Annotated in this window: 25 protein-coding genes, 1 tRNA gene and 2 pseudogenes; 12 read left to right on the top strand and 16 right to left on the bottom strand. The window is 66.9% G+C overall.

The features are described 5' to 3' along the window. Window positions 1-136 precede the first annotated feature (136 nt). The 6 genes from BMX97_RS24325 to BMX97_RS24350 all read right to left on the bottom strand — a co-directional run bounded on the left by BMX97_RS24325 (window position 137) and on the right by BMX97_RS24350 (window position 6,638). Window positions 137-1,081 (bottom strand): ribose-phosphate pyrophosphokinase, encoded by a 945-nt coding sequence (locus BMX97_RS24325; protein WP_060845981.1) that lies wholly within the window; start codon window positions 1,079-1,081, stop codon window positions 137-139. Window positions 1,082-1,362: 281 nt separating this feature from the next. Next, window positions 1,363-1,611: a DUF4170 domain-containing protein gene (locus BMX97_RS24330; RefSeq protein ID WP_060845982.1), complete on the bottom strand. Its 249-nt coding sequence runs from the start codon at window positions 1,609-1,611 to the stop codon at window positions 1,363-1,365. A gap of 273 nt (window positions 1,612-1,884) precedes the next feature. Beyond that, complete coding sequence (locus BMX97_RS24335) at window positions 1,885-2,967, bottom strand: alkene reductase (protein WP_091753793.1); 1,083 nt, start codon at window positions 2,965-2,967, stop codon at window positions 1,885-1,887. Between the two features lie 236 nt (window positions 2,968-3,203). Next, entirely contained in the window at window positions 3,204-3,608 is a 405-nt protein-coding gene (locus BMX97_RS24340) for a hypothetical protein (protein ID WP_091753794.1), read from the bottom strand. A 211-nt stretch (window positions 3,609-3,819) separates the two neighbouring features. Further along, on the bottom strand, window positions 3,820-6,141 hold the full coding sequence (locus tag BMX97_RS24345; RefSeq protein ID WP_091753817.1) for a xanthine dehydrogenase family protein molybdopterin-binding subunit: 2,322 nt from the start codon (window positions 6,139-6,141) through the stop codon (window positions 3,820-3,822). 17 nt (window positions 6,142-6,158) lie between these two features. Next, on the bottom strand, window positions 6,159-6,638 hold the full coding sequence (locus BMX97_RS24350) for a (2Fe-2S)-binding protein (protein ID WP_048428044.1): 480 nt from the start codon (window positions 6,636-6,638) through the stop codon (window positions 6,159-6,161). Between the two features lie 604 nt (window positions 6,639-7,242). On the opposite strand from BMX97_RS24350, the gene rpsA reads away from it, so the two are divergent. The 8 genes from rpsA (at window position 7,243) to BMX97_RS24390 (ending at window position 14,222) form a co-directional block, all read left to right on the top strand. Then, window positions 7,243-8,955 carry a 30S ribosomal protein S1 gene (gene rpsA, locus BMX97_RS24355; protein WP_048428043.1) on the top strand — a complete coding sequence of 571 codons (1,713 nt, stop codon included), beginning with the start codon at window positions 7,243-7,245 and terminating at the stop codon, window positions 8,953-8,955. 250 nt (window positions 8,956-9,205) lie between these two features. Next, window positions 9,206-10,162, top strand: a complete 957-nt coding sequence (gene sppA, locus BMX97_RS24360) for a signal peptide peptidase SppA (protein WP_091753795.1) — start codon at window positions 9,206-9,208, stop codon at window positions 10,160-10,162. Between the two features lie 68 nt (window positions 10,163-10,230). Beyond that, the gene (ihfB, locus tag BMX97_RS24365) at window positions 10,231-10,557 is read left to right on the top strand and encodes an integration host factor subunit beta (protein ID WP_091753796.1); all 327 of its coding nucleotides are present in this window, start codon (window positions 10,231-10,233) and stop codon (window positions 10,555-10,557) included. A 120-nt stretch (window positions 10,558-10,677) separates the two neighbouring features. After that, window positions 10,678-11,031 carry a lipopolysaccharide assembly protein LapA domain-containing protein gene (locus tag BMX97_RS24370; protein WP_091753797.1) on the top strand — a complete coding sequence of 118 codons (354 nt, stop codon included), beginning with the start codon at window positions 10,678-10,680 and terminating at the stop codon, window positions 11,029-11,031. 2 nt (window positions 11,032-11,033) lie between these two features. Then, on the top strand, window positions 11,034-11,972 hold the full coding sequence (locus tag BMX97_RS24375; RefSeq protein ID WP_091753798.1) for a bifunctional Delta(1)-pyrroline-2-carboxylate/Delta(1)-piperideine-2-carboxylate reductase: 939 nt from the start codon (window positions 11,034-11,036) through the stop codon (window positions 11,970-11,972). A 48-nt stretch (window positions 11,973-12,020) separates the two neighbouring features. Next, on the top strand, window positions 12,021-12,749 hold the full coding sequence (locus tag BMX97_RS24380; protein WP_091753799.1) for a phosphoribosylanthranilate isomerase: 729 nt from the start codon (window positions 12,021-12,023) through the stop codon (window positions 12,747-12,749). 52 nt (window positions 12,750-12,801) lie between these two features. Next, a complete protein-coding gene (trpB, locus tag BMX97_RS24385) occupies window positions 12,802-14,022 on the top strand; it encodes a tryptophan synthase subunit beta (protein ID WP_091753800.1) in 1,221 nt (406 codons plus the stop codon). A gap of 123 nt (window positions 14,023-14,145) precedes the next feature. Next, window positions 14,146-14,222: transfer RNA gene (locus BMX97_RS24390), tRNA-Met, on the top strand. Between the two features lie 442 nt (window positions 14,223-14,664). Here the strand turns inward: BMX97_RS24390 and istB are convergent. After that, window positions 14,665-15,456: an IS21-like element helper ATPase IstB gene (istB, locus tag BMX97_RS24395; protein WP_210187672.1), complete on the bottom strand. Its 792-nt coding sequence runs from the start codon at window positions 15,454-15,456 to the stop codon at window positions 14,665-14,667. After that, a pseudogene (gene istA, locus BMX97_RS24400) lies at window positions 15,453-16,699 on the bottom strand (IS21 family transposase). Before istA ends, istB begins: the two are co-directional and overlap by 4 nt. A 116-nt stretch (window positions 16,700-16,815) precedes the next feature. On the opposite strand from istA, the gene BMX97_RS24405 reads away from it, so the two are divergent. The 3 genes from BMX97_RS24405 (at window position 16,816) to BMX97_RS32350 (ending at window position 20,174) form a co-directional block, all read left to right on the top strand. Next, complete coding sequence (locus tag BMX97_RS24405; RefSeq protein WP_244538619.1) at window positions 16,816-17,985, top strand: tyrosine-type recombinase/integrase; 1,170 nt, start codon at window positions 16,816-16,818, stop codon at window positions 17,983-17,985. Between the two features lie 416 nt (window positions 17,986-18,401). Further along, window positions 18,402-19,352, top strand: a complete 951-nt coding sequence (locus BMX97_RS24410) for a DUF262 domain-containing protein (RefSeq protein ID WP_143074709.1) — start codon at window positions 18,402-18,404, stop codon at window positions 19,350-19,352. Window positions 19,353-19,406: 54 nt separating this feature from the next. Further along, window positions 19,407-20,174, top strand: coding sequence for a hypothetical protein (locus BMX97_RS32350; protein ID WP_143074710.1), 768 nt, complete (start codon window positions 19,407-19,409; stop codon window positions 20,172-20,174). A gap of 132 nt (window positions 20,175-20,306) precedes the next feature. On the opposite strand, the gene BMX97_RS24415 is transcribed toward BMX97_RS32350, so the two are convergent. Continuing rightward, window positions 20,307-20,876, bottom strand: a complete 570-nt coding sequence (locus BMX97_RS24415; RefSeq protein ID WP_091753818.1) for a tyrosine-type recombinase/integrase — start codon at window positions 20,874-20,876, stop codon at window positions 20,307-20,309. A 223-nt stretch (window positions 20,877-21,099) separates the two neighbouring features. Between BMX97_RS24415 and BMX97_RS24420 the strand changes: the two genes are divergently transcribed. Continuing rightward, the gene (locus BMX97_RS24420) at window positions 21,100-21,450 is read left to right on the top strand and encodes a DUF2958 domain-containing protein (protein ID WP_091753803.1); all 351 of its coding nucleotides are present in this window, start codon (window positions 21,100-21,102) and stop codon (window positions 21,448-21,450) included. Window positions 21,451-21,568: 118 nt separating this feature from the next. Here the strand turns inward: BMX97_RS24420 and BMX97_RS33905 are convergent, their stop codons facing one another. From BMX97_RS33905 to BMX97_RS24445, 7 genes and pseudogenes are all read right to left on the bottom strand, one after another. Next, window positions 21,569-21,991 carry an alpha/beta fold hydrolase gene (locus BMX97_RS33905; RefSeq protein WP_244538620.1) on the bottom strand — a complete coding sequence of 141 codons (423 nt, stop codon included), beginning with the start codon at window positions 21,989-21,991 and terminating at the stop codon, window positions 21,569-21,571. Further along, a complete protein-coding gene (locus BMX97_RS33910) occupies window positions 21,988-22,239 on the bottom strand; it encodes a hypothetical protein (protein ID WP_244538621.1) in 252 nt (83 codons plus the stop codon). The genes BMX97_RS33905 and BMX97_RS33910 overlap by 4 nt, the downstream gene beginning before the upstream one ends. A gap of 15 nt (window positions 22,240-22,254) precedes the next feature. Further along, complete coding sequence (locus BMX97_RS33915) at window positions 22,255-22,641, bottom strand: alpha/beta hydrolase (RefSeq protein ID WP_244538622.1); 387 nt, start codon at window positions 22,639-22,641, stop codon at window positions 22,255-22,257. A 545-nt stretch (window positions 22,642-23,186) separates the two neighbouring features. Beyond that, window positions 23,187-24,092 (bottom strand): sigma-70 family RNA polymerase sigma factor, encoded by a 906-nt coding sequence (locus BMX97_RS24430; RefSeq protein WP_177202340.1) that lies wholly within the window; start codon window positions 24,090-24,092, stop codon window positions 23,187-23,189. A gap of 98 nt (window positions 24,093-24,190) precedes the next feature. Beyond that, window positions 24,191-24,607, bottom strand: a complete 417-nt coding sequence (locus BMX97_RS24435) for a cupin domain-containing protein (protein ID WP_091753805.1) — start codon at window positions 24,605-24,607, stop codon at window positions 24,191-24,193. Window positions 24,608-24,648: 41 nt separating this feature from the next. Further along, window positions 24,649-25,398, bottom strand: coding sequence for an SDR family oxidoreductase (locus BMX97_RS24440; protein ID WP_091753806.1), 750 nt, complete (start codon window positions 25,396-25,398; stop codon window positions 24,649-24,651). A 180-nt stretch (window positions 25,399-25,578) separates the two neighbouring features. Beyond that, a pseudogene (locus tag BMX97_RS24445) lies at window positions 25,579-26,812 on the bottom strand (IS3 family transposase). Window positions 26,813-26,836 lie beyond the last annotated feature (24 nt).

Raw genomic sequence — 26,836 nt, forward strand, 5'->3', positions numbered from 1 at the left:
GAATCGTCCGATATATAGGCGCGTCGCCGGCCCGGTGCAAACCGGTTTCGCGGGGGACGTGCGGGCATTCGGACCGACTTTCGGGTCCGGATCATCTTGCGCCCGCCGGACGAGGCCGGCGGGCGTCGCGCAGCGATCAGGCGAACAGGCTCGAGACGCTCGACTCGTCGGCGGTGCGCCCGATCGCCTCGCCGAGCAGCGGCGCGATGGTCACGACCCGGATGTTGCGGGCGAGCTTGACCGCGGCGGTCGGCTGGATCGAGTCGGTGATCACCAGCTCCTTGAGCTTCGAGGAGGCGATGCGCGACACTGCGCCCCCCGAGAGCACGCCGTGGGTGATGTAGGCCGAGACGTCCTTGGCGCCCTTGGCGAGCAGGGCCTCGGCGGCGTTGACGAGGGTACCGCCGGAATCGACGATGTCGTCGACGAGGATGCAGGAGCGGCCCTCGACCTCGCCGATGATGTTCATGACCTCGGACTCGCCGGGCCGGTCGCGGCGCTTGTCGACGATAGCGAGCGGCGCGTCGATGCGCTTGGCGAGCGCGCGGGCGCGGACCACGCCGCCGACGTCGGGCGACACCACCATCATGTCGGCGGGGTCCATCCGCTCCTTGATGTCGCGCACCATCACGGGGGCGGCGAACAGGTTGTCGGTCGGGATGTCGAAGAAGCCCTGGATCTGGCCGGCATGCAGGTCGAGGGTCATCACCCGGTCGGCGCCGGCCTCGGTGATGAGATTGGCGACGAGCTTGGCCGAGATCGGGGTCCGGCCCGAGGTGCGCCGGTCCTGGCGGGCATAGCCGAAATACGGGATCACGGCGGTGATGCGCCGCGCCGAGGAGCGCCGCGCGGCGTCGATCATGATGAGCAGTTCCATCAGGTGATCGTTGGCCGGGAACGAGGTCGACTGGACGATGTACACGTCCTCGCCGCGCACGTTCTCCTGGAGCTCGACGAAGATCTCCATGTCGGCGAAGCGGCGCACGGAGCAGACCGCCAGCGGCTTCTCGAGATAGGCCGCGATCGCCTCGGCCAGCGGGCGGCTCGCATTGCCGGCGACGATCTTGATCGAGGATTTCATCGTGCTTCCATCGTGGCCCGCGCCGCGAGCCCCGGCGCTGCCGCGCGGTGCCCTCGTGGAGACCGCGCGCGCCGGGGTGAGGGGAGGGATCGCATCGTGCGACGCGCGAATGCGGGCCCCTCGCGCGGCGATGCTCTCATGTGTGACGGGCGAGGCTCTTACCAGCGCCGGGATATCGTCACAATGCTTTCATGTGCGCCGGCATGTGCAAGTCCCCGCGTTTCACATGTCCCCGCGTTTCACATGCGCGGTGACTGCATGCCTGGACGCAAGCCTTCGCCTCAGGGCTGCAGCAGCCGGTGGAGATGCACGATGAAGTAGCGCGTCTGGGCGCTGTCGACCGTCTGCTGCGCCTTGGCCTTCCAGGCCATGGCGGCACTGGCGTAGTCGGGGAAGATGCCGACCACGTCGAGCTTCGAGAGGTCGCGGAAGGTGACGCTGTCGAGGTCGGTCAGCTCGCCACCGAACACCAGGTGGAGGAGCTGCTTGGGCTCCTGGGAGCTGGCAGGAGTGTTGCCCGGGTTGCTCATGCGCCTCGTCTCCGCGTGCCGCGATGATGCCGCCCATCCGGTCCGACGGACGACGCCCGCCCCGTGGGCAGGCGTCGAGCGGCGTCGCAAACGCGGGGTTCCGCGTCAAGCCGGATCATGGTGCGGCGCACGCGGCCGGGCCCCGCGCGCCGCCACGATCCCGGGACGACGCCTTCAGGCGGCGTCGAGAGAGGGCAGAAGCCGCCTTCAGGCGGCGTCGAGGGTGGGCAGAAGCCGCCCTCAGGCGGCGTCGAGAGAGGGCAAAAGCCGCCTTCAGGCGGCGTCGAGAGAGGGATAGTCGATGTAGCCCTCGGGCCCCTGGCTGTACCAGGTCTTGTAGTTGTCCTTGTTGAGGGGAGCGCCCTTGGCGATCCGCTCCGGCAGGTCCGGGTTGGCGATGAAGGTACGGCCGAACGCGATCGCGTCGGCGCGGCCCTCGTCGAGGGCGGCCTGTCCCTTCGGGCCGTCGTAGTCCGAGTTCAGCACCAGCGGACCCCGGAAGGCGGCCTTGATGGCGGGCGCCACGGCCGGGCGGGCGGCCTTGCCGAAGGTGCCGTTCGGGCCCGGCTCGCGCAGCTCCAGGAAGGCGACGCCGATCTGCGAGAGCGAAGCGGCGGCGGCCGGGAACAGCGCCTCGGGCTCGAGATCGTCGACGCCCTGGATCGGCTCGTTCGGCGACAGGCGCACGCCGGTGCGGTCGGCCCCGACGGTATCGGCCACGGTACGGGCGACCTCGGACAGCAGCCGGATGCGGTTCTCCACGGGACCGCCGTAGCGGTCCTGGCGCAGGTTGGTGCCCGAGCGCAGGAACTGGTCGATCAGGTAGCCGTTCGCGGCGTGGATCTGCACCCCGTCGAAGCCGGCCTCGACCGCGTTGCGGGCGGCCTTGGCGTAATCGGCGAGCAGGCGCGGGATCTCGTCCTCGCGCAGAGGCCGCGCCTCGGCGTAGGGCTTCTTGCCCTCGTAGGTGTGGGCCTGGTCGGGCGCCGTGGTGGCCGACGCCGAAACCGGCGCCTGCCCGCCGAGGAAGTCGGGATGGACCACCCGGCCCATGTGCCAGAGCTGCGCGACGATGCGCCCGCCGGCCTCGTGCACCGCGGCGACCACCGGCTTCCAGGCCTCGACCTGCTCAGGGCTCCACAGGCCCGGGGCGAAGGGCCAGCCGGTGCCTTCCTGGGAGATGCCGGTCGCCTCGCTGATGATCAGGCCGGCGCCGGCGCGCTGGCGGTAGTACTCCGCCATGATCGGGGTCGGGACGTGGGTCCGCGAGGCGCGGCCACGGGTCAGCGGCGCCATCAGGATGCGGTTCGGAGCCTGGATGGCGCCGAGCTGGATCGGGTCGAACAGGGAAGTCACGTGGGCAAGTCTCCGGATCGAGCCCGGCTTCAAGGGCCGGGCGATACGCGGGTGATGTGGGTGTTGCAGCGCAGCGGACCAGGGCCGGAGCGGACCGCCCTGGCCGCGATGTGCGCTGCCTCACGTCCCGGGACGGATTAAGTGTCTCCCGCAAAACTCCCGATCACTGCCTCGGCTTGCTGTGGCAGCGACATTGCGGCGGGAGTTTTGTGAGGTGCACTAAACCGGGCCGGAGCTCACGACCTGTCCATCTGCTCCTTGGCGTCCGACACCGCCTTCATGCAGCCGGCCTCGTCGCCCTTCTTGTCGAGCTCGCGGGCGCGATTGAGGCTGGCGCGGGCCTCCATCACGCCGGTGCCGCCGCCGCTCGCCTTGGCGACGTCGGCGATCGACTTGGTCTCGGCGGAGCCGGGCTCCGGGCCCTTCGGGAGCGCGGAGGGGCTGGTGCCCTTCTCGGTCGCCGCCTCGGCCTGGGCCTCGCGCCGCGCCGCCACCTCCTTGCCGCCGCTCGACGCCGCGATGGTCTCGCGGCCCTTGGCGTCGAGGCGCGGCTCAAGGGACGAGATCTCGGTGCCGCAGGCGCCGGCAAAGGCCGGGCCGGCGAGACCGGCCAGCAGGCCGGCGGCGAGGACGAGCTTCATGGCGGATCTCTCTCCCTTTGCGCGAGCCGTGGCGGGCACCGAAACTCGGCGCGTCCGGCTCATCGTCGCGAACACCCGCTCGGGGGCGGGGGTTCCCCCACGGGGCCCGGGCGGGCGGGAAAAACCGGCAGAAAAAAGGGCCGCCTCCCGGCGGGAAGCGGCCCTGGTCGTCCGATTCCACGGGGCTAGGGCGCCCCGCGGGTTCTCCGGCTCACGCGCTCAGCTTGTCGCGCATCGGCAGCTGGCGGATGCGCCGGCCGGTCGCCGCGAAGATCGCGTTGGCGATGGCCGGCGCCACCGGCGGCACGCCGGGCTCGCCGACGCCGCCGAGCGGCTTGTCCCAGCCACCGCCCTGCACGAGGTGCACGTTGATGATCTTGGGGGCCTCGTTGATCCGGGTCAGCTCGTAGGTGTCGTAGTTGTCCTGGACGGCGCGGCCGTTCTTGAAGGTGATCTGGGCGGTGAGCGCGAGGCCCATGCCCATCACCACGGCGCCTTCCAGCTGCGAGCGCGCCCGCTCCGGGTTGACCTGCTGGCCGCTGTCGATGGCGATGTCGACCCGCTCGACGGTGACCTCGCCCTTCGGCCCGACCGAGACCTCGGCGACGGCCGCCGTGTAGCTGACGAAGCTGTAATGCGCCGCGATGCCGAGCCCGCGGCCCTTGTCGACCTTGCGGCCCCAGCCGGCGCCCTTCGCCACCGTCTCGATCACGTTGCGCAGGCGCCCGGTATCGAACGGATAGCGCGAGGGATCCTCGCCGTAGTTCCAGGCGTCGCCGAGCTTGACCGGGTCGATGATCCGGGCCGGGCCGATGACGTCGAGGAGATAGTCCTTCGGGTCGCGGCCGGCGAGGTGCGCCAGTTCGTTGATGAAGGACTGCACCGCGAAGGCCCGCGGGATGTTCGACACCGAGCGGAACCAGCCGATGCGGACATGCGCGTCGGCGGGCGGGTTCTCCATCCGCATGTTGGGGATGGCGAAGGGCACGTTGACGAGGCCCATCCCGAGCTCGATCGGGATCTGCTCCTTGGCGCCGGCCACGAAGGTCGAGCCGATGGTCGGGGCCGCGCTGCGGTGCAGCCAGGCCACCGGCATGCCCTTGTCGTCGAGGCCGGCCTCCAGCCGCTCCACCGACACGGTGTGGTAGTAGCCGTGGTGGAGGTCGTCCTCGCGGGTCCAGGTCAGCTTGACCGGGGCGCCGTCCATCGCCTTCGAGCAGAGCGCCGCCTCGACGAAGTAGTCGGGCTTCGACTTGCGGCCGAAACCGCCGCCGAGCAGCGTCACGTTCACCGTGACGGCCTTCGGGTCGACCCCGAGGCGCTTGGCGATGCGGTCGCGGGCGGCCTGCGGGGACTGCACGCAGCCCCAGGCCTCGATCGCGCCGTCCTTGGCGATCCTGACGGTCGCGGCCGGCGGCTCCATCGGGGCCTGGACGAGGTGGGGGATGTAGTACTCGGCTTCGAGGCGCTTCACCGCCGTCTTCATCGCCGCGTCGACGTCGCCCTCCTGGCGCACCACCTTGCCGGGCTTGCGCACGGCCTCTTCCAGGGTGGCCCGGTAGGCGTCGGAATCGTAACTGGCGTTCGGCCCGTCCTCGAAGGTGGGGTTGAGCGCCTCGCGGCCCTTGATCGCCGCCCAGGTGTTGCGGGCGATGACCGCGACGCCGCCGGTCGGCATGAACTCGTAGGGCGGGGCCGGGGGATCGATGGTCACGACCTTGACGACGCCCGGCACCTTGAGCGCCGCAGCCTCGTCGAAGCTCTTGACCTTGCCGCCGAAGACCGGCGGGCGGGCGACCACGGCGTAGAGCATCCCCTCGACGCGGGTGTCGAGGCCGTACTGCGCCTTGCCGGTGGTGATGCCGACGTTGTCGATCAGGCCGACACGGCCCTTGCCGATGTAGCGGAAGGCCGACGGGTCCTTGAGCGTCACCGTCGCGCGGTCGGGCACCGGCATGGAGGCTGCGGCCTGCGCCACCTCGCCGTAACCGATCCGGCGGCCGGACTTGGCGTGGACGAGGGCGTGGTTCTCCGCCGTCACCTCGGCGGCCGGCACGTTCCACTGCTTGGCGGCGGCCGCGACCAGCATCGTGCGGGCGGCGGCACCGGCGCGGCGCAGCGGCATGAAGAAGTGCCGGAGCGAACGCGAGCCGTCGGTATCCTGGTTGCCGAAGCGCTCCTCGTCGCCGTGCGCCTGGACGACCTTGACCTTGGCCCAGTCGGCCTCGAGCTCGTCGGCGATGACGAAGGCCACCGAGGTGCGAACCCCCTGGCCCATCTCGGCGCGGATGCAGGTGACCGTGACGGTGCCGTCCGGGGCGATCGCCACGAACAGGGTCGGGTCGTCGCGCCAGCCATGCGGCATGCCGTCGGCGCCGAATTTCGGCGGGTCGGCGGCGAGCGCGCCTTGCGGCTTGAGCGACAGGGCGAGCACCAGGGCGCCGGCGCCCGCCAGCAGGCCGCGGCGGCTGAGCTGGCCGGGCGAGGCCTTCTCGATCGCGGAAACCGGCTCGTCGGCCGGGGCGGCGGTCATGAAGGAGAGGTCGTGAATCACAGGCGATCTCCCTGGCCGGCCTTCGGGGTCAGCCCCGCCGCCTGCTTGATGGCGGCGCGGATGCGCGGATAGGTGCCGCAGCGGCACAGGTTGCCGCTCATCTGGTTGTCGATGTCGGCGTCCGTCGGCTTCGGGGTCTCCTTGAGGAGCGCCGCCGCCTGCATGATCTGCCCGGTCTGGCAGTAGCCGCACTGCGCCACGTTCAGCTCGCGCCAGGCCGCCTGGACCGGGTGGTTGCCGTCCGGCGACAGGCCCTCGATCGTCACGACCGGCTGGCCGTCGGCGGCCGAGACCGGGGTCTGGCAGGCCCGCATCGCGGTGCCGCCGACATGGATGGTGCAGGCGCCGCAGGCCGCGACACCGCAGCCGAACTTGGTGCCCGTCAGGCCGAGCTCGTCCCGCAGGTACCACAGGAGCGGCATTTCGGGGTCGCCGTCGAAGCGGCGCTCCTCCCCGTTCACGTTGAGCTTGATCATCGTCGCCCTCCGGCTTCGGGAGGCTTGCCGGCGCCCCGCGGACACGATTCCGATCGCGGCGCCGCCTCCCTCTCGTCGATTGCGGTCTCGCGGCGCCCCGGCCCCCCGGACCGGACCGCGCCGCTCTCCTCCCTCACGCCGTGCATGCGGCGTGCGTTCCTGCATCTTGGACGCCCCGCCCCGGGACGCATCCCGCGGGCCGAAGCGTCGACGGCCCCGCACCACGCCCGAACATGAGAATGATTTAAGGCTAGGGATGGGTAACCCGGACCGGCGCGTGTCGGCAAGCCGCCTGCTCATCGTCAGGTTGCCGCGGCGAACCGGCGCAACGCCTTGCCGGGAGTTCGATTTTCGTGTATCGGGCCCACCTCCGGTCGTCCCATGCCGGGATGCCGCGTGCCGGGCCTGCGCCCGTCCGCACCGCGCCCCGGCCGGGACCGTCGGAGTACACGTTTCTGCCCGTCGATCATGCGCCGGCCCGCGTCCCGTTTCGGGGCGCGGCGGTTCCGAGACGTCTCTCGGGACTCCGGCGGGCGGAAGCGGCCCGTTGATACGAGCCGCCGGCGCCGTCCCCCCGGATAGGGCGGGGCGAAAAGGAGCATAGATGTCCGCAGGTTTGCAAGGCGCCTCGTCGAGCCGCGAAGATTTCGCCGCCCTTCTGGAAGAGTCGTTCCGCGAGCACGAGATCACGGAAGGTTCCGTGGTCAAGGGCCGCGTGGTGGCGATCGAGAAGGACGTCGCCGTCATCGACATCGGGGCGAAGACCGAGGGCCGCGTCGCCCTCAAGGAGTTCACGGGCCCCGGCCGTGACCAGCCGATCGGCGTCGGCGACGAGGTCGAGGTCTACGTCGACCGCATCGAGAACGCCCTCGGCGAAGCCGTCATCTCGCGCGACAAGGCCCGCCGCGAGGAGAGCTGGGTCAAGCTCGAGAAGGCGTTCGAGAACAACGAGCGCGTCAGCGGCACGATCTTCAACCAGGTCAAGGGCGGCTACACCGTCGACCTCGACGGCGCCGTGGCGTTCCTGCCGCGCTCGCAGGTCGACATCCGTCCGGTCCGCGACGTCACCCCGCTGATGGGCACGCCGCAGCCGTTCCAGATCCTCAAGATGGACCGCCGCCGCGGCAACATCGTGGTGTCGCGTCGTACCGTGCTCGAGGAGAGCCGCGCCGAGCAGCGCTCCGAGCTGGTGGCCAACCTCGAAGAGGGTCAGGTCATCGACGGCGTGGTCAAGAACATCACCGAGTACGGTGCGTTCGTCGACCTCGGCGGCATCGACGGCCTGCTGCACGTCACCGACATGGCGTGGCGCCGCGTCAACCACCCGTCCGAGGTGGTCAACATCGGCCAGACCGTCAAGGTCAAGATCATCAAGATCAACCACGAGACGCACCGCATCTCGCTCGGCATCAAGCAGCTGCTCGCCGATCCGTGGGAGGGCATCGCCGCCCGCTACCCGGTCGACGCCAAGCTCAAGGGCCGCGTGACCAACATCACCGACTACGGCGCCTTCGTGGAGCTGGAGCCGGGGATCGAGGGCCTGATCCACGTCTCGGAGATGAGCTGGACCAAGAAGAACGTCCATCCGGGCAAGATCGTCTCCACCTCCCAGGAGGTCGAGGTCCAGATCCTGGAAGTCGATCCGGTCAAGCGCCGCATCTCGCTCGGTCTCAAGCAGACCCTGCAGAACCCGTGGGAGGCCTTCTCCGAGAAGCACCCGGCCGGCACCGAGGTCGAGGGCGAGGTCAAGAACAAGACCGAGTTCGGTCTGTTCATCGGCCTCGAGGGCGACGTCGACGGCATGGTCCACCTCTCGGACCTCGACTGGAACCGTCCGGGCGAGCAGGTCATCGACGAGTTCAAGAAGGGCGACGTGGTGCGCGCCCAGGTTCTCGACGTCGACGTCGAGAAGGAGCGCATCTCGCTCGGCATCAAGCAGCTCGCCGGCGACCCCTTCGCCGATGCCGGTGACGGCATCCGCAAGAACCAGGTCGTCACCTGCGAGGTGCTCGAGGTCAAGGACTCGGGCATCGAGGTCAAGATCGTCGATTCCGATCTCCAGGCCTTCATCCGCCGCGCCGACCTCGCCCGCGAGCGCAACGACCAGCGCCCCGAGCGCTTCGCCGCCGGCGAGAAGCTCGACGCCCGCGTGACGCAGTTCGACCGCAAGGCCCGCCGCGTCCAGCTCTCCATCAAGGCCCTCGAGATGGCCGAGGAGAAGGAGGCGATCGCCCAGTTCGGCTCCGCCGATTCGGGCGCCTCGCTCGGCGACATCCTCGGCGCGGCCCTCAAGGCCCGCCAGGCCGACAAGAAGTAAGGGATCCGTCCGGGCCAAGGGCCCGGACACCCCTCGACGATTCGGACGCCCGCGCGGAGCAGCCCTCCGCGCGGGCGTTCTCATGTCGGCATTCTCTAGAGCGGGGAGGGGGATGCCGCCAATCCCGCTCTTGCCGCTGCGCGACGGCCGGGGGTAGAACACGCCGGGAGCGAGGTGCGCCAAGGACTTGCAGGGGAAGCCCCCTGCCGGGCGGGCGCACCCGGAGGTCGGACCAGGATACGGGCGCCGCATGGCCATCGATGCTGAACTTCTCCTCGACCGGCGTTCCTTGCGCCGGAAGCTGTCGGTCTGGCGCGCGGTCGGGATCGGGGCGCTGATCGTCGCCGCCGGTGCGGTCGGCTGGCGGGCGGCCGGGGGCACGGGGTTCTCCGCCGTCACCCCGCAGATCGCCCGCATCAGCATCGACGGCTTCATCGCCGGCAGCGAGAAGACCCGCGAGCTGATGAAGCGCGTGGGCGATTCGAGCGCGGTCTCGGGCGTCGTCGTCGCGATCAACTCGCCGGGCGGCACCACCACCGGCTCGGAGGAGCTCTTCCGCAACCTGCGCGCGCTCGCCGACAAGAAGCCGATCGTCGCCTTCGTGGACGGCACGGCGGCGTCCGGCGCCTACATCACGGCGATCGCCGCCGACCACATCGTCGCCCGCGAGACCTCCCTCGTCGGCTCGATCGGCGTGCTGTTCCAGTACCCCGAGGTGTCCGGCCTCCTCGACAAGGTCGGGGTCAAGGTCGAGGAGGTGAAGTCCTCGCCGCTCAAGGCCGAGCCGAGCGGCTTCCACCCGACCCCGCCGGCCGCCCGCGAGGCCCTGCAGGCGATCGTCGGCGACACCTTCGGCTGGTTCAAGGACCTGGTGGCCGAGCGCCGCAGGATGAACCCCGACCAGATCAAGGCGGTGGCGGACGGCCGGGTGTTCAGCGGCCGCCAGAGCGTGCCCCTCGGCCTGATCGACGAGACCGGCAACGAGCGCCAGGCCATCGCCTGGCTCGAGCGCGAGAAGGGCGTGGCCAAGAACCTGCCGGTGCGGGACTGGAAGCCGCGCTCCGACAACCGCTTCGGCCTGTTCTCGGCTGCCGCCGCCGGCGCGGGCCTGCTGGGCTACGACGACCTCGCCGCCAGGCTGCAGCAGGCCGGTTCCGAGACCGCCGCCCTGTCGCAGGGCGGGCTCCTCGCGGTCTGGCGCCCGTAAGGACCCTCACCGAGACGCGACCCCGCGCATCTCCCCGGCCGGCCCCGCCTCAGTCGAGACGATACTCCATGATCAAGTCAGAGCTGGTCCTCAAGATCGCCGAGCAGAACCCGCACCTCTACCAGCGCGACGTCGAGAACATCGTCAACGCGATCCTCGACACGATCGCCGACGCCCTGGCGCGGGGCGACCGGGTCGAGCTGCGGGGCTTCGGTGCGTTCTCGGTCAAGCGCCGGGAGGCGCGGCGGGGCCGCAATCCGCGCACAGGCGCCGCCGTGGCGGTGGCCGAGAAGGCGATTCCCGTCTTCAAGACCGGCAAGGAGATGCGGCTGCGCCTGAACGCCGCCGGGATCGGCGCCGACGAGCCGAGCCGGGTCGAGGCCGCCCTGGGCTGACCGGGCCGCGGCGCCTGCCCCCTGGCGCCGGCGCGCCCGCGCGTTACAACTTTGCTCGACGGGACTCCCTCCGGCGGTCCCGCCCCCTTCCGCATCACCGACGAAAGACCGGGTTTTTCGATGATCCGCTTCCTCAAGGGCCTGATCCTGCTGCCCATCGCGATCGTGGTCGTGCTGCTGGCGGTGGCCAACCGCCAGCCGGTGATGCTCTCCTTCGATCCGTTCACCAACGGCACGCCGGCTTTCAGCCTCCAGATGCCGCTCTACGCGCTGATCTTCGCCGCGGTGGCGCTCGGCGTCGTGGTGGGCGGCGTCGGCTCCTGGCTCGGCCAGGGCGACACCCGCCGCGACCGCCGCGCCAAGGGCCGCGAGCTGTCCCGCCTGCGCCACGAGGCCGAGCGCCTGCGCCAGGCCGCCCCGGCCCCGGCCACGATCGGCCGCACCGCCCTGCCGGCTCCGGTCGGCCGCGCCTGACCATGCGGTGGATCGGCGAGGGCGAGATCGACGCGGCGCTCGACCACGCCCGCCTGGCCGACGCCCTCGCCACCGCCTTCCGGGCCGGCGCCACCGTCCCGACGCGCCACCATCACCCGATCGAGACCGCCCCAGACGGGGCCTCGCTGCTGCTGATGCCGGCCTGGACGACCGACTATGTCGGCATCAAGATCCTGACCCTGTTTCCGGGCAACCGGGCGAACGGGCTCGACACGATCCAGGGCGGGGTCCTGCTCTGCGGTGGCCGCGACGGCCGGCCGCTGGCGCTCCTCGACGGCGCCCGCCTGACCCTGTGGCGCACCGCCGCCGCCTCGGCGCTCGCCGCCCGCCACCTCGCCCGGCCGGACGGCGCCCGGATGGTGATGGTGGGGGCGGGTGCCCTCGCCCCGTATCTGGTGCGGGCTCACGCCGCCGCGCGGCCGGTCCGCCATGTCGCAATCTGGAACCGCCGGCCCGAGGGCGCACGGCGGCTCGCCGCGACGCTCGCCGCCGAGGGGTTCGACGCCGAGCCGGTGACCGATCTCGCGGCGGCGGTGGGGCAAGCGGATCTCGTCTCCTGCGCCACCCTGTCGACCGAGCCGCTGGTGCGGGGCGAGTGGCTGCGGCCCGGCACCCATCTCGACCTCGTCGGCGCCTTCACGCCGGCGATGCGCGAGGCCGACGACGCGGCCCTGCGGCGCGGCCCGCTCTACGTCGACACGTCCGACGCCCTCAAGAAGGGCGGCGACGTAGCGGTGGCGATCGCCTCCGGCGCGCTCGCCCCCGAGGCGGTGACCGGCGACCTCGCCGACCTGTGCCGGGGCGAGGCGCCCGGACGGACGTCGCCGGACGAGATCACGGTGTTCAAGTCGGTCGGCGCCGCGATCGAGGACCTCGCCGCGGCCATCGCGGTCTGGGAGAGCCTGACGCCGTCGGCGTGAGCGCGCGAAACCCGTGCGGGCGGGCGCCCGACGCCCTATAGTCGGCGCATGTCGCCCGCACCCTTCCTCGTCAAGATCTGTGGTCTCAGCACGCCCGAGACGCTCGAGGCCGCCCTCGCGGCCGGCGCCGACCAGATCGGCCTCGTCCACTTTCCCAAGAGCCCGCGCCACGTCGACCTCGACCACGGTGCCGCCCTGTCGCGACAGGCCCTCGGTCGGACCGAGCGGGTGGTGCTGCTGGTCGATCCCGACGACGCCCTCGTCGCGGCGGTGGTGGCGGCGCTGCGTCCCGACTGGCTCCAGCTCCACGGCAGCGAGAGCCCCGAGCGCGTGGCGGCGCTTCGCGCCCGGACCGGGCTCCCGGTGATGAAGGCGCTCGGCATCGCCACCGCCGACGACCTGATCCGCGCCGCCCGCTACCGCGGCATCGCCGACCGGCTGCTCTTCGACGCCAAGCCCGCGCCCGGCGCGATCCTGCCCGGGGGCAACGGCCACGCCTTCGACTGGTCGCTGCTGGCCGGCGCCGGCCGGGACGACCCGTTCATGCTCTCGGGCGGCCTGACGCCCGACACGGTCGCGGACGCCGTGGCGATCACGGCCGCTCGCGCCGTCGACGTGTCGTCGGGCGTCGAGTCGAGCCCCGGCCGCAAGGACCCGCAGCGCATCGCCGCCTTCGTGTCGGCCGCCAAAGCCGCCGCAGGCACGGACGGGTCCGCCGCGCGGGTCGTCGGGGGTGCGACCGCACCGGAAATTGCCCCTGCGGCGCGAAGGGCGTAAGCCCCGCCGACACCGTTCTTTCGCGAATCCTTCCAGAGGCAGAGCTCCCGCCGTGACCGCTCCCCAGAATCCGAACTCGTTCCGCACCGGCCCCGACGAGCGCGGCCGCTTCGGCATCTTCGGCGGCCGTTTCGTCGCCGAGACCCTGATGCCGAACATCCTCGCCCTGGAGGAGGCCTACGCCGCCGCCAAGGCCGACCCGGCCTTCCAGGCCGAGATGAACGGCTACCTCACCCATTACGTCGGCCGGCCGAGCCCGCTCTACCACGCGGAGCGCCTGTCCGAGCACCTCGGCGGCGCGAAGATCTTCTTCAAGCGCGAGGAGCTGAACCACACCGGCTCGCACAAGGTGAACAACGTGCTGGGCCAGATCATGCTCGCCCGGCGCATGGGCAAGCCGCGGATCATCGCCGAGACGGGAGCCGGCCAGCACGGCGTCGCCACCGCGACGCTCTGCGCCCGCTTCGGCCTCAAATGCGTCGTCTACATGGGCGCGGTCGACGTCGAGCGGCAGAAGCCGAACGTCTTCCGGATGAAGATGCTGGGCGCCGAGGTCATACCGGTCGAGTCCGGCACCCGCACCCTCAAGGACGCGATGAACGAGGCCCTGCGCGACTGGGTCACCAACGTCGCCGACACCTTCTACTGCATCGGCACGGTGGCGGGCCCGCATCCCTATCCGGCGATGGTGCGCGACTTCCAGTCGATCATCGGCGTCGAGACCAAGGCGCAGATGCTGGAGATGGAGGGCCGCCTGCCGGACTCGCTCGTCGCCTGCATCGGCGGCGGCTCGAACGCCATGGGGCTGTTCCACCCCTTCCTCGACGATCGCGAGGTGGCGATCTACGGCGTCGAGGCGGCCGGCCACGGCGTGTCGAGCGGCCTGCACGCGGCCTCGCTCACCGGCGGCAAGCCGGGCGTGCTGCACGGCAACCGCACCTACCTGCTGATGGACGGCGACGGCCAGATCGCCGACGCGCACTCGATCTCCGCCGGCCTCGACTACCCGGGCATCGGCCCCGAGCACGCCTGGCTGCACGAGATGGGCCGCGTCACCTACCTGTCGGCGACCGATACGGAGACCCTGGAGGCCTTCCGGCTCTGCTCGCTGATGGAGGGCATCATCCCGGCCCTCGAGCCCGCCCACGCGCTGGCCAAGGTCGCCGAGCTCGCCCCGAGCCTGCCGCGCGACCACCTGATGGTCGTCAACCTCTCGGGCCGCGGCGACAAGGACATCCCCCAGGTCGCCGAGATCCTCGGCGACGCCCTCTGATCCCCACGCGCCGCGCCCCTCACGGCGCAGCGCAAAAAGGCCTGCGACGGTTCCTTGACAGCCCCGCCGGCCTCCCCCTATACCGCCGCCATCGCAGCGGCGCACACGGACCGGCCGCAGCGGGGCGGAGTAGCTCAGTTGGTCAGAGCAGAGGAATCATAATCCTTGTGTCGGGGGTTCAAATCCCTCCTCCGCTACCAAAGTTTTCCAACCCCGCTAAGCGCTTAGCGGGGTTTTTCATTGCCTTGCCCTTGCGCCAGAACGGCAATATTCCCTAGTGCAGTGCTAGCGCAGCCCAAAAAATTGCCCTGCTCCCGTAACGGTTTGCTGGGGGGTCAGAAAGCACTCTAGCGCACTCCTAGCGCAGTCATCTGCACCGCAGTAACCAGACAGGGCCGCCCCTTGAGACCCCCTGGCAACGTCCCCGACGAGCGCTTCCAGCTGTTCCAGCGCAAGGGCAGCGCCAAGTGGCAGATGCGCTTCAGCATCCGCGGGCAGGGGCAGCTCAAGCGCTCCCTGGACACCGACGATCTCCGGGAGGCACAGCGCCGGGCAGAGGCCATCTGGTACGAGTGTCAAGCGACGCCCGGAACTGACCCCTTTGCGTCACGAAGAACTGACCCCCCCTTCCGGTTTCCATGCCTAAACGGGTGTGGGTTGAGGGGCGGACGTCGCCCTCTGCAGCAGACCGCTGCGCCGCTTCTCGCGCAGCCGGTAGCTGTCGCCCCGGATCGTGACCACGTGGCTGTGGTGCAGCAGGCGGTCGAGGATCGCGGTCGCCACCACCGCGTCGCCGAGCACCGTGCCCCACTCGCCCACCGCCCGGTTCGAGGTCACCAGCATCGCACCCCGCTCGTAGCGCCGGCTGACCAGCTGGAAGAACAGGTGCGCGGCATCCGGCTCGAACGGCAGGTAGCCCAACTCGTCCACGATCAGCAGCTTGGGTTTGGCGTAGTGCGTCAGCCGCTCCTCCAGCCGGCCCTCGGCATGGGCCTTGGCCAGCTGCGCCACCAGCGTCGTGGCCGGCGTGAACAGCACGCTGTAGCCGGCCACGATCGCCTCCCGGCCCAGCGCCACCGCCAGGTGCGTCTTGCCGGCGCCCGGTGGACCCAGAAGCAGCACCGCCTCGCCGTTGGCGATGAAGCGGCCGGTGGCGATCTCGCGGATCTGCCCCTTGTCGAGGGAGGGCTGGGCCGCGAAGTCGAAGCCGGTCAGGTCGCGCACGAACGGGAAGCGCGCCAGCCCGAAGGCCATCTCGATCCGCCGCTGGTCGCGCCGCGCCACCTCGCGCTCGCAGAACAGGGTCAGCGCCTCGCGGATCGTCAGATCGCGCCGGCCGGCCTCGTCGATCAGCGTGTCGAGCTGGTCGCGCAGCGCCGTCAGCTTGAGCCGCCCGAGTAGCGCCGTGAGGTGATCGTGCCCCTCGCTCATCAGAAGCCTCCCCCAGCCACCGCCTCGTACTCCGAGAGTGGGCGCAGCAGCGTCGGCGGGGGTACCTCGACGAGCGGGACGGGCTCTTGCCTGTAAGCGGGCCGGTCCCGGCTGCCGACCAGCCCGGCCAGGTGGGCGTCGTCGACTGCGCGCCCATGGCGTCCCGTCAGTTCGGCATGGCTGGCGACCTCCTGCCCGCCATGGTGGACGCGCACCCTCGCTCCGCTCACTGTGACGCGCACCGCCTCGCCGATCAGCCGCCAGGGCACCGAGTACGCGTTGCCGTCGACGGCGACCGCACAATCCGCCCCGACCCGTCGCACCAGGTCGCGCGCCGTGGTGAAGGGCGGCACACCGCCGAGCGGCATGAGGGCCCCGGCCTCGTCGCGGGCAAAGCGGTCGGCCGGTGCCTCGCCGGTCGTGCCGTGGGTGCGCCGGTCGGCCACCTCCCGGGTCCAGGCGTCGAGATGCGCTTCCAGGCCGGCAAAGCTGGCAAAGGAGCGCCCGGCCACGGCGTTCCTCTTGACGTAGCCGACCCCGCGCTCGTCCTTGCCCTTGGTGCGGGCCCGGTACGGCGCGCAGGCCCGGACCCGGAAGCCCAGTGTTTGGCGAAGGCCTGCAGGCGCGGATGGAACACGACCTCGCGGCTGACCGGGTCGTGGTGCAGGACCAGGGCGCGGGCATTGTCGAGCAGCACCTCGCGCGGCACGCCCCCGAAGGCCCGGAAGGCGCTCTCCAGGCCGGCAAACCAATCCTCCTGCCGCTCGTGGCCGAAGGCTCGCACGTGCAGGCGGCGCGAGTAGCCGAGCGTGGCCACGAACAGGAACACGCGGGTGGGCTCCGCGCCGATCGTCACCCGGCGCTCGCCGAAGTCGATCTGCATCTGCTCGCCCGGCGGCGTCTCGAAGCGCACCGTCGCCCGGGCCGCCGCGACCAGGTCTTGGCGCAGGGGAGCCACCGCGCGCTCGACCGTGCGCAGGCTGACGTGGACGCCCTTCTCGGTCGCCAGGTCCTGGCGCACGACATCGGCATTGCCCGCATGCTGCCGGAACCGGGCGGCCAGCCAGTCGGTGAGGCCATCGAGCTGCTTGGAGCGCGAGGACCTGGCGCAGGGCCGCCACTCGCCCCGCCGCAGCCAGTCCTTCACGGTGGTCTTCGAGCAGCCAAGCTCCGCCGCGATCCGCTTGGCGCCCCAGCCGAGAGCCTTGAGCCGCCGCATCGCCGTCACGTCATCCGGCGTCTTCATCTCGGCCCTCCGCGGATCGTCCGTCCGCTCCAGAGCCTGAACCTCGTTCCTCGTCATCGCGACCTCCTCGCTCATCGAGGGGTCAGTTCCTCATGGCGCCAGGGGGGCAGTTTGTCGTGTCGCCTGACAACGAGGCCACCTACCGGGCTCAGCAGGGGCTCACCGCCCGCGCCCACACGTTCGAGAGCGTGGCTGAGGAGTACATCGGGCAGATCCTGCGCGAGGTGGAGCGGGGCGAACGCCGGGCGGACCAGGGCAAGAGCGAGCCTGCGGTGATCCGGCGGTACTTCGTGGGGTACTTCGGGCAGAAGCCCGTGGATGCCGTCAGCGAGGCCGATCTTGAGCGCTATGCGGAGTGGCGGCGCACCTACTGGACCGAGGGCCCTGGCAAGCTCGTCACGCACATCGAGTACGAGAGGGGAGGCCACCGCCTGCGCCGGCTTGTACGGCGCTCTGCGCCCTCTCTGAGCCGCCAGCGGGGAGAACTGGTGGTGCTGCGGCAGCTGCTGCGCTGGGCATCACGGCAGGGCTATCTGAAGACCCCACCCGAGGTCACCATCAAGGCCCGGCGCACGCCGGACAATCGGCGACCCAGCTTCGAGCCCCATGAGTTCGCCCACCTGCAGAAGATCAGCCTCAGCCGGCTGGTGGACCCCATCATGGATGGTACCGGAGCGCTGGTGGAGGCCAGCGACAAGCGGCGCTGGCGCATCAAGCGGCTGGACGACCACACGCGGCGGGATCGCACCCTGCTGCACGCCTACGTGATGATCGGCGCGTTCTCCGGGCTGCGGCCCACTGAGATGTACAATCTCACATGGGGGGATGTGCTGGGCTACCGGGCCGGGCGGGGCAAACCTGTGGATCAGCGCGACATCCGGCTGCAGGTGCGAGGCAAGGGCACGAGCGGCAAGGCGATCCCGCAGAAGGCGGCGATCCCGTGGTTCGACACCCTATGGATGCTGTTCGAGCGTGCCATGGGCCGTGAGCCCGTGGATGCCGATCCGGTGTTCGCGAGCGAGGCAGGCAAGCGCATCACGTCGGTGGCCAATGGCTTCACGGAACTGCTGAAGGCGGCCGGGCTGGAACGGGACCACCGCGGCATCAAGCGCACGCCGTACTCGCTACGTCACTTCTACATCAGCGAGCAACTGGCCAACGGGTCCGAGGTGCTCGACGTGGCCCGCAACTGCCGCACATCCCTGGCCATGATCGACAAGCACTATGGGCAGGTACGACTGGAACGTGTGGTGGATCGGCTTCGCCCGGATTGGACCCGCACATAAAAATCTCGATCGATAAAAAAATTTAAATATCATTTTTTTGTGATTAGACAGGCAAGGCTATAAGACTAATACTATAGTTATTTTGTAACACAGTTATTATTAATAATATATCAAAACAAATTACTATATAATGCATTTACTTATTAAATCTATAACCCGTCTTGTGAAGATTACCGATAATAAACATTGATCATGACAAATATTCTGACATAGTTGAAACTTCAGAATCATGATTATATTACTTTTGATTGCATAATTTCAATTTCTTAAACAAATATTTAATTCTAATCAAAATATTACATGAGACGTTGAGATGCGCAGTTTTTTGATGCGCGCAAATAATTTCTCCGCTAAGGTTTTTGGACATCGAAAGATGCAGAAAGCCTATGTGACAAGTTTTCACGGCGGGGGAAGGCGTGGCAAAATTAGAGCTAAACTCTGTCAATCTGTCGATACAGTCTTTGTATCGCATGTTCCGGGACAACGAATTTTATGTAAACAGGCAATATCAACGCAAGCTTGTTTGGACGCTCGAAGAAAAACAAAAACTAATTGATAGTATAATGAAAGATTTTCCTGTACCTCTCGTTCTACTATCCAAGCGGGGTGCGGATGGGACCAGCTACGACGTGATCGATGGCTTGCAGAGACTTCATACAGTATTTTCTTTTATCGAAAACGCATTCTGCACTGAGGATGGTCGCAATTTCGATATGCGGCAGATACCTCGTGCTGCTCAGGCTGCCAAGGAAGACGGAAGACGGATAAATTCTGACGACGATAGCATTTTGAATCCCGATGAATGTGCTGCATTTTCAGATTATACCCTCCCTATAACTATTGTTGAGCGAGCAAGTGATAAAGATATTATCAACATTTTTGAGAGAATTAACTCTTATGGTCGCAGACTTAGCGATCAAGAGCAGCGCCAAGCTGGCTTGAGTTCTTCCTTCTCGCGTATTGTGCGACAGCTTAGCTGTGAAATTCGGGGCGACGCATCTGAAGACAATGTCCCACTCGCGCAAATGCCTGAAATTAGTGTTCAGGGCGTTCGAACTGTGCATGACTACGGCATAAGCGCTGAGGATACATTTTGGACTAAGCAAGGAATTCTGCACTCTAGCAGCTTAAGAGATAGTCTAGATGAGCAGACGGTAGCTGATATAGTTGCATGCGTTCTGAACAAAGAGCCGATTCAGAGATCAAAAGCAGCCCTCAATAAGATTTATGACCCCGGACAAAAAGACTACGAAAAGTTCGAGCATTCTCTCAATAAATATGGCGAAGATGATTTTAAGCGGGATTTTCTAACTGTATTTGATCATATAAGATTGACTTGTGACCGCATTCAAGTTGGCACTCTTTAGAGTGTAATATCTAAGGGCGCTCACCATAACGAAATTTCAACAATCTTTACCGCGATGTTCGTTGCATATTTCGAGCTGATCGTCATGCGAAATATGATTGTAACCGATTACGATAAATTGGTAAAGTCTTTGGGCACTATCAATGTCGCCACCCTGCGAAAAGCCATCGACCCAGACGTACGCCGTGCTAATATTAACTCCATTAAGGGGGCAATACAGGACTGTTTTGCAGAAGCGGACGTAAGAGATATTCCCCTTGGAAAGCCACTTGTATACACATTCGAAAATTCCCTTCGTAGATCACGTGTTGAGCTACCTCACTACGAATTCAAACAGGGCTTCTATTCTCTATCGCCAAATCGCAAATTTCAGAACAAAGTTATAATAGATATCATTCAAACTATATGCGGTATAACCAATATAGAGCGAATGAGAGATTCGTATATATACGTCGGAATAGCAGACAAGGCAGGTGACGCCGACCGCATCGCACTGATTGACAAGATAATTCCGCATGAATTTGAGGGCAGGCACGTCGTTGGTCTTGCTCGCGAGGCGACATTAAGCGGCTTGTCACTAGATGACTATGTCATGAAGATAAAGAATTCCATCTCATCGTCTGAATTATCGCCTCATTTGAAACACGGAGTTATGTCCAGATTGGACTGTTTTGTTTATGGGGGGTTTGACGTATTAAGAATAGTTGTCCCAGGCCAACAAGAAATGTCATTTTTGGGAAATTCGTGCTATTCCAGAGATGGCTCCTCAACGGTTGAAGTGCCCATTAAGGAAATTCCCATTATCGCTCGGCGGTTTCAATGAAGCACCCTCCATTTAAGCTTGTGGACTGAAATCATAGCGATTGATCTGGAGGGATGTTCCAATGGTACGATCCCTCCGTGGCCTAACTAAAAAATAATCTCTAAATAGATTATCGTTGCATTATTTCAAATTTTATAGAATATCGACTCCTGCGCGCATTATCTCGTCGTTCACATCGATGTAGCGCTGGGTGGTCGAGAGATGACGATGGCCAGCGAGCATCATGATGGTCTTGGGTGAGATGCCAGCATGCGCAAGGCGGGTGATGAACCACCGGCGACCACTATTGCTGGAGCCGCCGTCCAGGCCCGATTGATCGTACCACCCGCCCATAAGCTGACACAAGGTATTCGCGCTGAATGCCGCTCGCTTCTGGGTGACGAGCACCGGCTGCTCGCGGGGAGGGGAGGAGGGCAGGGCGGACCGGAACTGCTCGATCTCGCGTCGCAGCCGTGCATTGAGGAACACCACACGCGCGCGCCCGCCCTTCGTGACGGCCGCGCTGAGCCGCAGTTGCTCGCGTACCTTGCCCTCACCGTCGAGGAGATCGCCCCAACGCAATGATGCAATTTCTCCTACACGCAGCCCCGCCAGATAGCTCAGCATGAGAGCTATCCGGTTGCGAGGGCCGTAGCGCCCCTGGCTCACCACCGCAGCGAGGCGCTTGAACTCCACCTCCGTGGGCACCCTCGCTTGCTTCACCGGAACCTCATACTTCAAGCTGTTTCGCTGCAAAGTATGATATTTCTAGGCACACGTTAGGGCGAGCACGTAGCTGCGCTCAATGGGATCAACAGCTTGGCCGGGAACATCGCAGAATGTAGATTATATGATATTTTGCCTGCGCAGCTGATCCGCCCTCCAAGCTCGCACTCCTTCGCCAATGGCTGCACGGCTTCCTCACGCCATGAGCGAGGAGCCCCCCATGCGCCTGATCGATGCCGCCACCCGTGAACAGCTGCTCGCCAACGGCCGAGATCGCGACGGTGATCACCACCCGGTGCTCAAGCTGTTCAACCCTACGGGACCAGCCACGTGGTTGATCTGCGCGATGGAGGCCGACGGCGACACCCTCTTCGGGCTGTGCGACCTCGGCTTCGGCGAGCCGGAACTCGGCTACGTGAGCCTGGCTGAGATCGAGGAGGTGAGTGCGGGGCTCGCAATCGGACTTGAACGGGATACCTCGTTCCGGCCCGCCCATCCCATATCCGTCTATGCGCGTGAGGCGCGCCAGGCGGGGCGGATTGTCGACGTAGATCAGCCCCGCTCAGCGTGACCGAGCGAAGGACTGCATGGGGCGGCAGGCGGACGATACCGACTGTCAGTTTCCGGCAATGGGCAAGAGGGCCGGTCGGAGGCCGTCCGCACTCCGGGGTCGACGACGTCACTGAGCCTCAGGCGCGCCGCTTCTTGGCCCATCGCTGCGTGTCGACTTGGAACGGCGTCGGCGCAGCCGCCAGGATCGGCTTCCAGGTCGCGCTCCAGTCTTCGAGGGGAGTGGGATTGGACCTGTGGACGAGGTCGAGGAAGGCAAGCCCTACCTCGGCAGTTGCCTGCTTCACCAAGGGGTTCAGCGGACCGCCGTTCCGCAGGGAGCGGTCAGTGAAGACGTTGTGCGGACCGCCCTGGAACACGACCAAGGCCTTCCGGGAAGTCGGGATCGCCGCGTAGACGTCGATGCGGTCCTGGACGGGCGAATAGCGCCCTGGGATGCGGATCGTGTCCTCCGTCGTGGTGACATGGAGTGTCGGAACATCGACAGAAGCGAGGACTGCCGCGAGGTCGGTCTCGCCGTAGAAGGGCGGCGTCGAGATCACGATGCTCGCCGTGAACCGCGGTCCCGGAAGCCCAACGGCTTCCCGTCGCGGATCACCTGGGCACCGGTGAGGATCAGGGTCGTGTTCGCCCCGAAGGAGTGCCCGGCCGCGACGATGCGCTTGCGGTCGATGGCGGCGTGGAAGGGGTTGTCCCGCTGCAGCAGGCGGTCGAGGCCAAAACTCACATCCCGCGTGCGTTCGATAGCCTCGCGCTTGTCCGCTGCCCCGCCGAGGCGGTCGAGGAGCATGAGGGGGTTACCCCGCTACAGCGTCTCGTCGCTGCCGACGTGCTGGATGTGCAGGCTGGCGACACCGCGTGCCGACCATCCTTCGCCGAGGTAGCTGTAGCCCTTCCGGGAGCCGCCGAGCCCGTGTGAGAAGACGATCAACGGGATCGGGCTCTTCCGGGTCGGGGCGGCTGGCCAATAAAGCCGGGCCGGCGCTGCGCGGTCTCGGGCCGCGTCGATCCATTCGAAGTCGATCACCCGGGCCTCATCGGACGCTGGCAGCGCCAGGGCAGACCGGCGTAGGAGCAGGCTCCCGGCACCGGCTGCCAGCACCATGGCGCCGAAGCGGCGACGGTCGGGGCCACGCAAAGCTACCCCGGTGGAGGTGAGCGGCCGGGATGAAGTGGCGTCGAAGATGGCCATGGATGTCTCGCGGGAGCCAGGCTGTGGGATCGCATCAGCCAAAACCTTGTGGCTACGGTTTGACGCGAGTGGGCTCGGTCGTCTGTGTTCCCTCGCACGGTCACGCGCCTGGATCGCAGCCCATCACGAACATTCGAGGCGCCGCCGTTGAAGGTCCTGATGAGGTCGGGGGCAGTCACTGAATGCTGTAGCCGCTTCCTAGCTGTAGCGGGACTAATAGGGCTCAATCGGCTAGCGCAAAAACCACTCAGCGTTGCCATAGCTGCGTCCGCTCGCGACCCGTTGCGGTCCACGCGAAGGTCCGCTTCCAGGCTATTGACGCTGCAGAGATCGACGACTGAGTTGGGTGGATTTCTGTTGATCCGCTTTCGGTCGGCAGCACGCAAGAGCAGACATCGCACCACGCGTGCTTCCTACTGTCGACCGGAGACCAAGGGGTGGTCGGCGGCGACTTCGACGGTTATCACCTTCAGCTTCCAACGACCGGGGGACACATTGAGAGGCTGAATGTCCGGTAGGGCGGCTCAAGGGCGCCCGCTGTCTGATTAGTGTGTCCGCGAGGTATGGTCCGGTGCCACCGCGAGTGCCTGCGCGACGTGGCGGAGCTTGTCGGGATTGCGGGTGATGTAGATCGCGGTGATCCGGCCGTCTTCAATGGCGAGCGCAGTGGTTTGGAGAACGTCGCCGCGTTCACGGCTGATATAGCCGGGCAAGCCGTCGATCCAGACGGGTTCGAGCATCTGCGCCCAGCCTCGACCCCATTTGCGCCGCACACCCTCGAACATGCGCAGGAGGCGGTCCAATCCGGTGATGGGGTTGATGAAAGCCAAAACCTTTCCGCCGCCATCCGAGCGCAGCACCGCGTTCTCGGCGAGAAGAGTACGCAGCGCTGCGGTGTCGCCGCTGGTGGATGCCGCGAAGAAGGCCCGTGCGATCCGCTCGCCCTCTTCGCGCTCTACGGGGAAGCGCGGACGCGCAGCCTCCACGCTCCTCCGTGCCCGGACGGCGAGTTGGCGCACAGCCGCTGCCTCCCGGTCGAGCGTGTCCGCCACCTCGCCCAGCGGCACGCCGAAGACGTCGTGGAGGAGAAATGCCGCCCTCTCGAGTGGCGACAGGCGCTCCAGCGCCATCATCAGCGTCAGCGTCAGGTCATCTTTGTCCAGCCCATCCTCCTCGTTCTCGACGAGCGGCTCGGGCAGCCAAGCGCCGACGTAGGTCTCCCGGCGGGCGCGGGCCGACTTCATCTCGTCGAGGCACAGGCGCGTAACGATGCGCGCGAGGAACGGATAGGGAGCAGAGACCTTCGTCTGGTCCACCGCTACCCAGCGCAGCCATGCATTCTGCACGACATCCTCCGCTTCGCTGTGCGAGCCAAGCATGCGGTAGGCGATGCGTAACAGCCGCGCGCGATGGAACTCGAACATCGTTGTGGCGATTTCGGCCTGCGACATGGACCGTTCCTCATAAACGAAGCCGGTTGAGCGAATGTGGACGACCATCGGCTATCCTTGCCGCCTTGAACAGCTGAGTTCCCGCGCTGCCGCCGCTGCTAATGCTTGTCCGGCGTCGTCAAAACCCGATCAGTCGTGTTCACGACGAAGACGGCGAGGAGCTTGGAGGGCTCGACGTCGCTGGCATTAGTGCTGACGCCGTGGTGATCACCGGGCATTTCGACAAAGCTCTCGCCGACGCGGAAGACTTTCTCCGGGCCATCGTTGATCCGGCTGCGCACCGCGCCCTCGATCACAGTTGCCGTGATGAAGGCAGATGCGGCGTGGGTGTGGGACGGTGAGGATCCGCCCGGACCGTACTCGACGAGGACGCCGCGCAGGCTCTTGCCCGGCACCGAAGGTAGTGGATGGTCGAAGATCGTCGTGACGCGGGCCTCGCCCCTCGCAACATCGGCCGCCATCGCAGGAACGGCGGAGACGGCAACGAGGGCGCCCAGCAGGAATGCTCTGAACATGGAAGGGGTCTTTCTTCGTGGATGGGAAGACGCGCAGCGGTTCAGGCAGCAGCGAGCCAGCTCTCAAACCGCGTCGGCCCGAGCCGCGCCGCTTCCGCGTGCTCGGGAACCAGCGACCCCTTGTCGAGCACAGCGCCGAAGTAGCGCGCCGCCCTGTCGGCTAGCACCTCCCGACGGTCGCCAGTTGATGCGATCGAGTGGGCGACGAAGTCACGGAACGGCAGGCGGTCCGGCCCGGCGATCTCGATCGTCGTGTTGCGGGGAGGAGCAGGCGAGAGATCGGCGAGCGCGGCGGCTACATCGGCGGCGGCGATCGGCTGGAAGTCGGCATCGGGAACAATGATGCGGTCGCCTACAACGGACGCCTGGGCAATCGTCGCGACGAACTCGAAGAATTGCGTCGCCCGGACGATGGTGTAGGGAAGGCCAGACGTCGCGATCAATCGCTCCTGCGCGACCTTCGCGAGGAAGTACCCGTTCCCCGCCAGGCGGTCCGTGCCGACGATGGATAGGGCGACGTGATGTTTCACACCCGCCTCGCGCTCCGCGGCGAGGAGGTTGCGGCCAGAGCGCTCGAAGAAGTCTAGCACCGCCGCGTCCTCGAAGGACGGAGAGTTCGACACGTCAACGACGACGTCGGCTCCGGCAAGAACCCTGGCCAAGCCTTCGCCCGTCAGCGCATTCACCCCGCTGCTTGGCGAGGCCGCAATAGCCTCATGTCCTTGTCGCGACAGTTCGGCCGTCAGATGCCTGCCGATGAGGCCGCTTCCGCCGATCACCACAATCTTCATGATACCCGTCTCCTTGCTCGAGAAAGGACGGCGCGGCTCCTTGCCGCTCTCAGGCGTCCGTCGAACAAATGACGAGGCAGGGTAGGCCCGATGTGACATGCCCCGGAAAAATCGGCGACATGAGACGTGGAACCGGCGCCTGGGATCGATTGACTGGGATTGCCCCGTTTCTATGGACGGCTACGGGGCTTGGCTGACCGGGGTCTCGGTTGCGGGTTTTGGGCGATGCTCCTGTTCGTAGACGAGGGGCGACCGGTAGCCCAGGGCGGAGTGTCGCCGGACCGGGTTGTAGAAGCCCTCGAGGTAGCTGAAGAGGGCCATGCGAGCCTCGGGCCGGGAGTGGAAGCGCCGGCGGGCGAGCAACTCGCATTCCAGGGTCGAGAAGAAGCTTTCGGCCATGGCGTTGTCGTAAGCATCACCGACCGAGCCCATCGAGGGCCGCACGCCCGCCTCGCGGCAGCGGCTGCCGAAGGCTAGCGACGTATATTGCGAGCCCTGATCCGAGTGGTGGATCACGTCTCGCGGTTTTCTTTGGCCGACAGCCATCTCGAGCGCGTCCAGTACCAGTTCAGTTCGGAGGTGATCGGCCATGGACCAGCCGACGATCCGACGGCTGAACGCGTCGAGCACGATCGCCAGGTAGAGGAACCCGGCACTCGTCGGGATGTAGGTGATGTCCGCGACCCACAGCCGGTTGGGTTCGTTGGCGGCAAAGCGGCGGTCGACGAGGTCCGGGGCCGGCCGGGCCTCTTGGTCGCGCCGCGTCGTCACCGGCCCGCCGCCGCGATGGCACGCCCCGACGAGACCCGCCTGTCGCATCAGCCGGGCAATGCGCTTGCGGCTGTGGGCCTCGCCCTGGTCGCGCAACTCCGCCTGCACGCGCGGCGAGCCGTCGGTCTGGCGCGAGCCCAGGTGGATCGTGCGGATGCGCCGGAGCAGCACCTCGTCCGCCTGTGCCCGCGCCGAGACGGGACGGCCGGACCAGGCATAGTATCCGGCCTTCGAGACGCCCAGCACGCGCGCCATGACGGCGATCGGGAAGTGCGCCTGGTTCTCGCTCATGAACCGGAAGATCCCGACGGCAGAACTCCGGTCTCGCGCGCAAACCAGGCTGTCGCGCGAGAGAGGATGTGGCTTCGCCGACCTTCGGTTCGCGCTCCAGCTTCAACTGACGGTTCTCGCGCCGCAGCCGAAGGAGTTCATCGCGCTCGCTCGCCGACAGGGCAGCCTCCACGGCGGGAGGCTTCACCTCCCGGCGGCCTTCCTGTTGGTCGGCCTCGGTCACCCAGTTGCGGATGGCCTGAGCCGACGGCTCGAACTCACGAGCAAGATCGGTCGGATCGCGTCCGGCGCGGACCAACTCGACCATCTGGCGGCGGAACTCCACCGGGTACGGGGGACGGGTTCTCGGCATGGCAAAAACACCTCACGCGAAAGC

Origin of the sequence: Methylobacterium sp. ap11 (assembly GCF_900110515.1) — a bacterium.
Taxonomy (GTDB): Bacteria; Pseudomonadota; Alphaproteobacteria; order Rhizobiales; family Beijerinckiaceae; genus Methylobacterium; species Methylobacterium ajmalii.

Coding starts and splice junctions, on each gene's coding strand:
- sppA (WP_091753795.1), top strand. CDS start 9,206: ATGGCCATCGATGCTGAACTTCTCCTCGACCGGCGTTCCTTGCGCCGG.
- BMX97_RS24325 (WP_060845981.1), bottom strand. CDS start 1,081: ATGAAATCCTCGATCAAGATCGTCGCCGGCAATGCGAGCCGCCCGCTG.
- BMX97_RS33915 (WP_244538622.1), bottom strand. CDS start 22,641: ATGGCCATCTTCGACGCCACTTCATCCCGGCCGCTCACCTCCACCGGG.
- BMX97_RS33910 (WP_244538621.1), bottom strand. CDS start 22,239: ATGCTCCTCGACCGCCTCGGCGGGGCAGCGGACAAGCGCGAGGCTATC.
- BMX97_RS24435 (WP_091753805.1), bottom strand. CDS start 24,607: ATGTTCAGAGCATTCCTGCTGGGCGCCCTCGTTGCCGTCTCCGCCGTT.
- BMX97_RS24440 (WP_091753806.1), bottom strand. CDS start 25,398: ATGAAGATTGTGGTGATCGGCGGAAGCGGCCTCATCGGCAGGCATCTG.
- BMX97_RS24330 (WP_060845982.1), bottom strand. CDS start 1,611: ATGAGCAACCCGGGCAACACTCCTGCCAGCTCCCAGGAGCCCAAGCAG.
- BMX97_RS24340 (WP_091753794.1), bottom strand. CDS start 3,608: ATGAAGCTCGTCCTCGCCGCCGGCCTGCTGGCCGGTCTCGCCGGCCCG.
- BMX97_RS32350 (WP_143074710.1), top strand. CDS start 19,407: ATGTTCGTTGCATATTTCGAGCTGATCGTCATGCGAAATATGATTGTA.
- BMX97_RS24370 (WP_091753797.1), top strand. CDS start 10,678: ATGATCCGCTTCCTCAAGGGCCTGATCCTGCTGCCCATCGCGATCGTG.
- BMX97_RS24345 (WP_091753817.1), bottom strand. CDS start 6,141: ATGACCGCCGCCCCGGCCGACGAGCCGGTTTCCGCGATCGAGAAGGCC.
- BMX97_RS24430 (WP_177202340.1), bottom strand. CDS start 24,092: ATGTCGCAGGCCGAAATCGCCACAACGATGTTCGAGTTCCATCGCGCG.
- BMX97_RS24350 (WP_048428044.1), bottom strand. CDS start 6,638: ATGATCAAGCTCAACGTGAACGGGGAGGAGCGCCGCTTCGACGGCGAC.
- BMX97_RS24380 (WP_091753799.1), top strand. CDS start 12,021: ATGTCGCCCGCACCCTTCCTCGTCAAGATCTGTGGTCTCAGCACGCCC.
- rpsA (WP_048428043.1), top strand. CDS start 7,243: ATGTCCGCAGGTTTGCAAGGCGCCTCGTCGAGCCGCGAAGATTTCGCC.
- BMX97_RS24420 (WP_091753803.1), top strand. CDS start 21,100: ATGCGCCTGATCGATGCCGCCACCCGTGAACAGCTGCTCGCCAACGGC.
- BMX97_RS24375 (WP_091753798.1), top strand. CDS start 11,034: ATGCGGTGGATCGGCGAGGGCGAGATCGACGCGGCGCTCGACCACGCC.
- ihfB (WP_091753796.1), top strand. CDS start 10,231: ATGATCAAGTCAGAGCTGGTCCTCAAGATCGCCGAGCAGAACCCGCAC.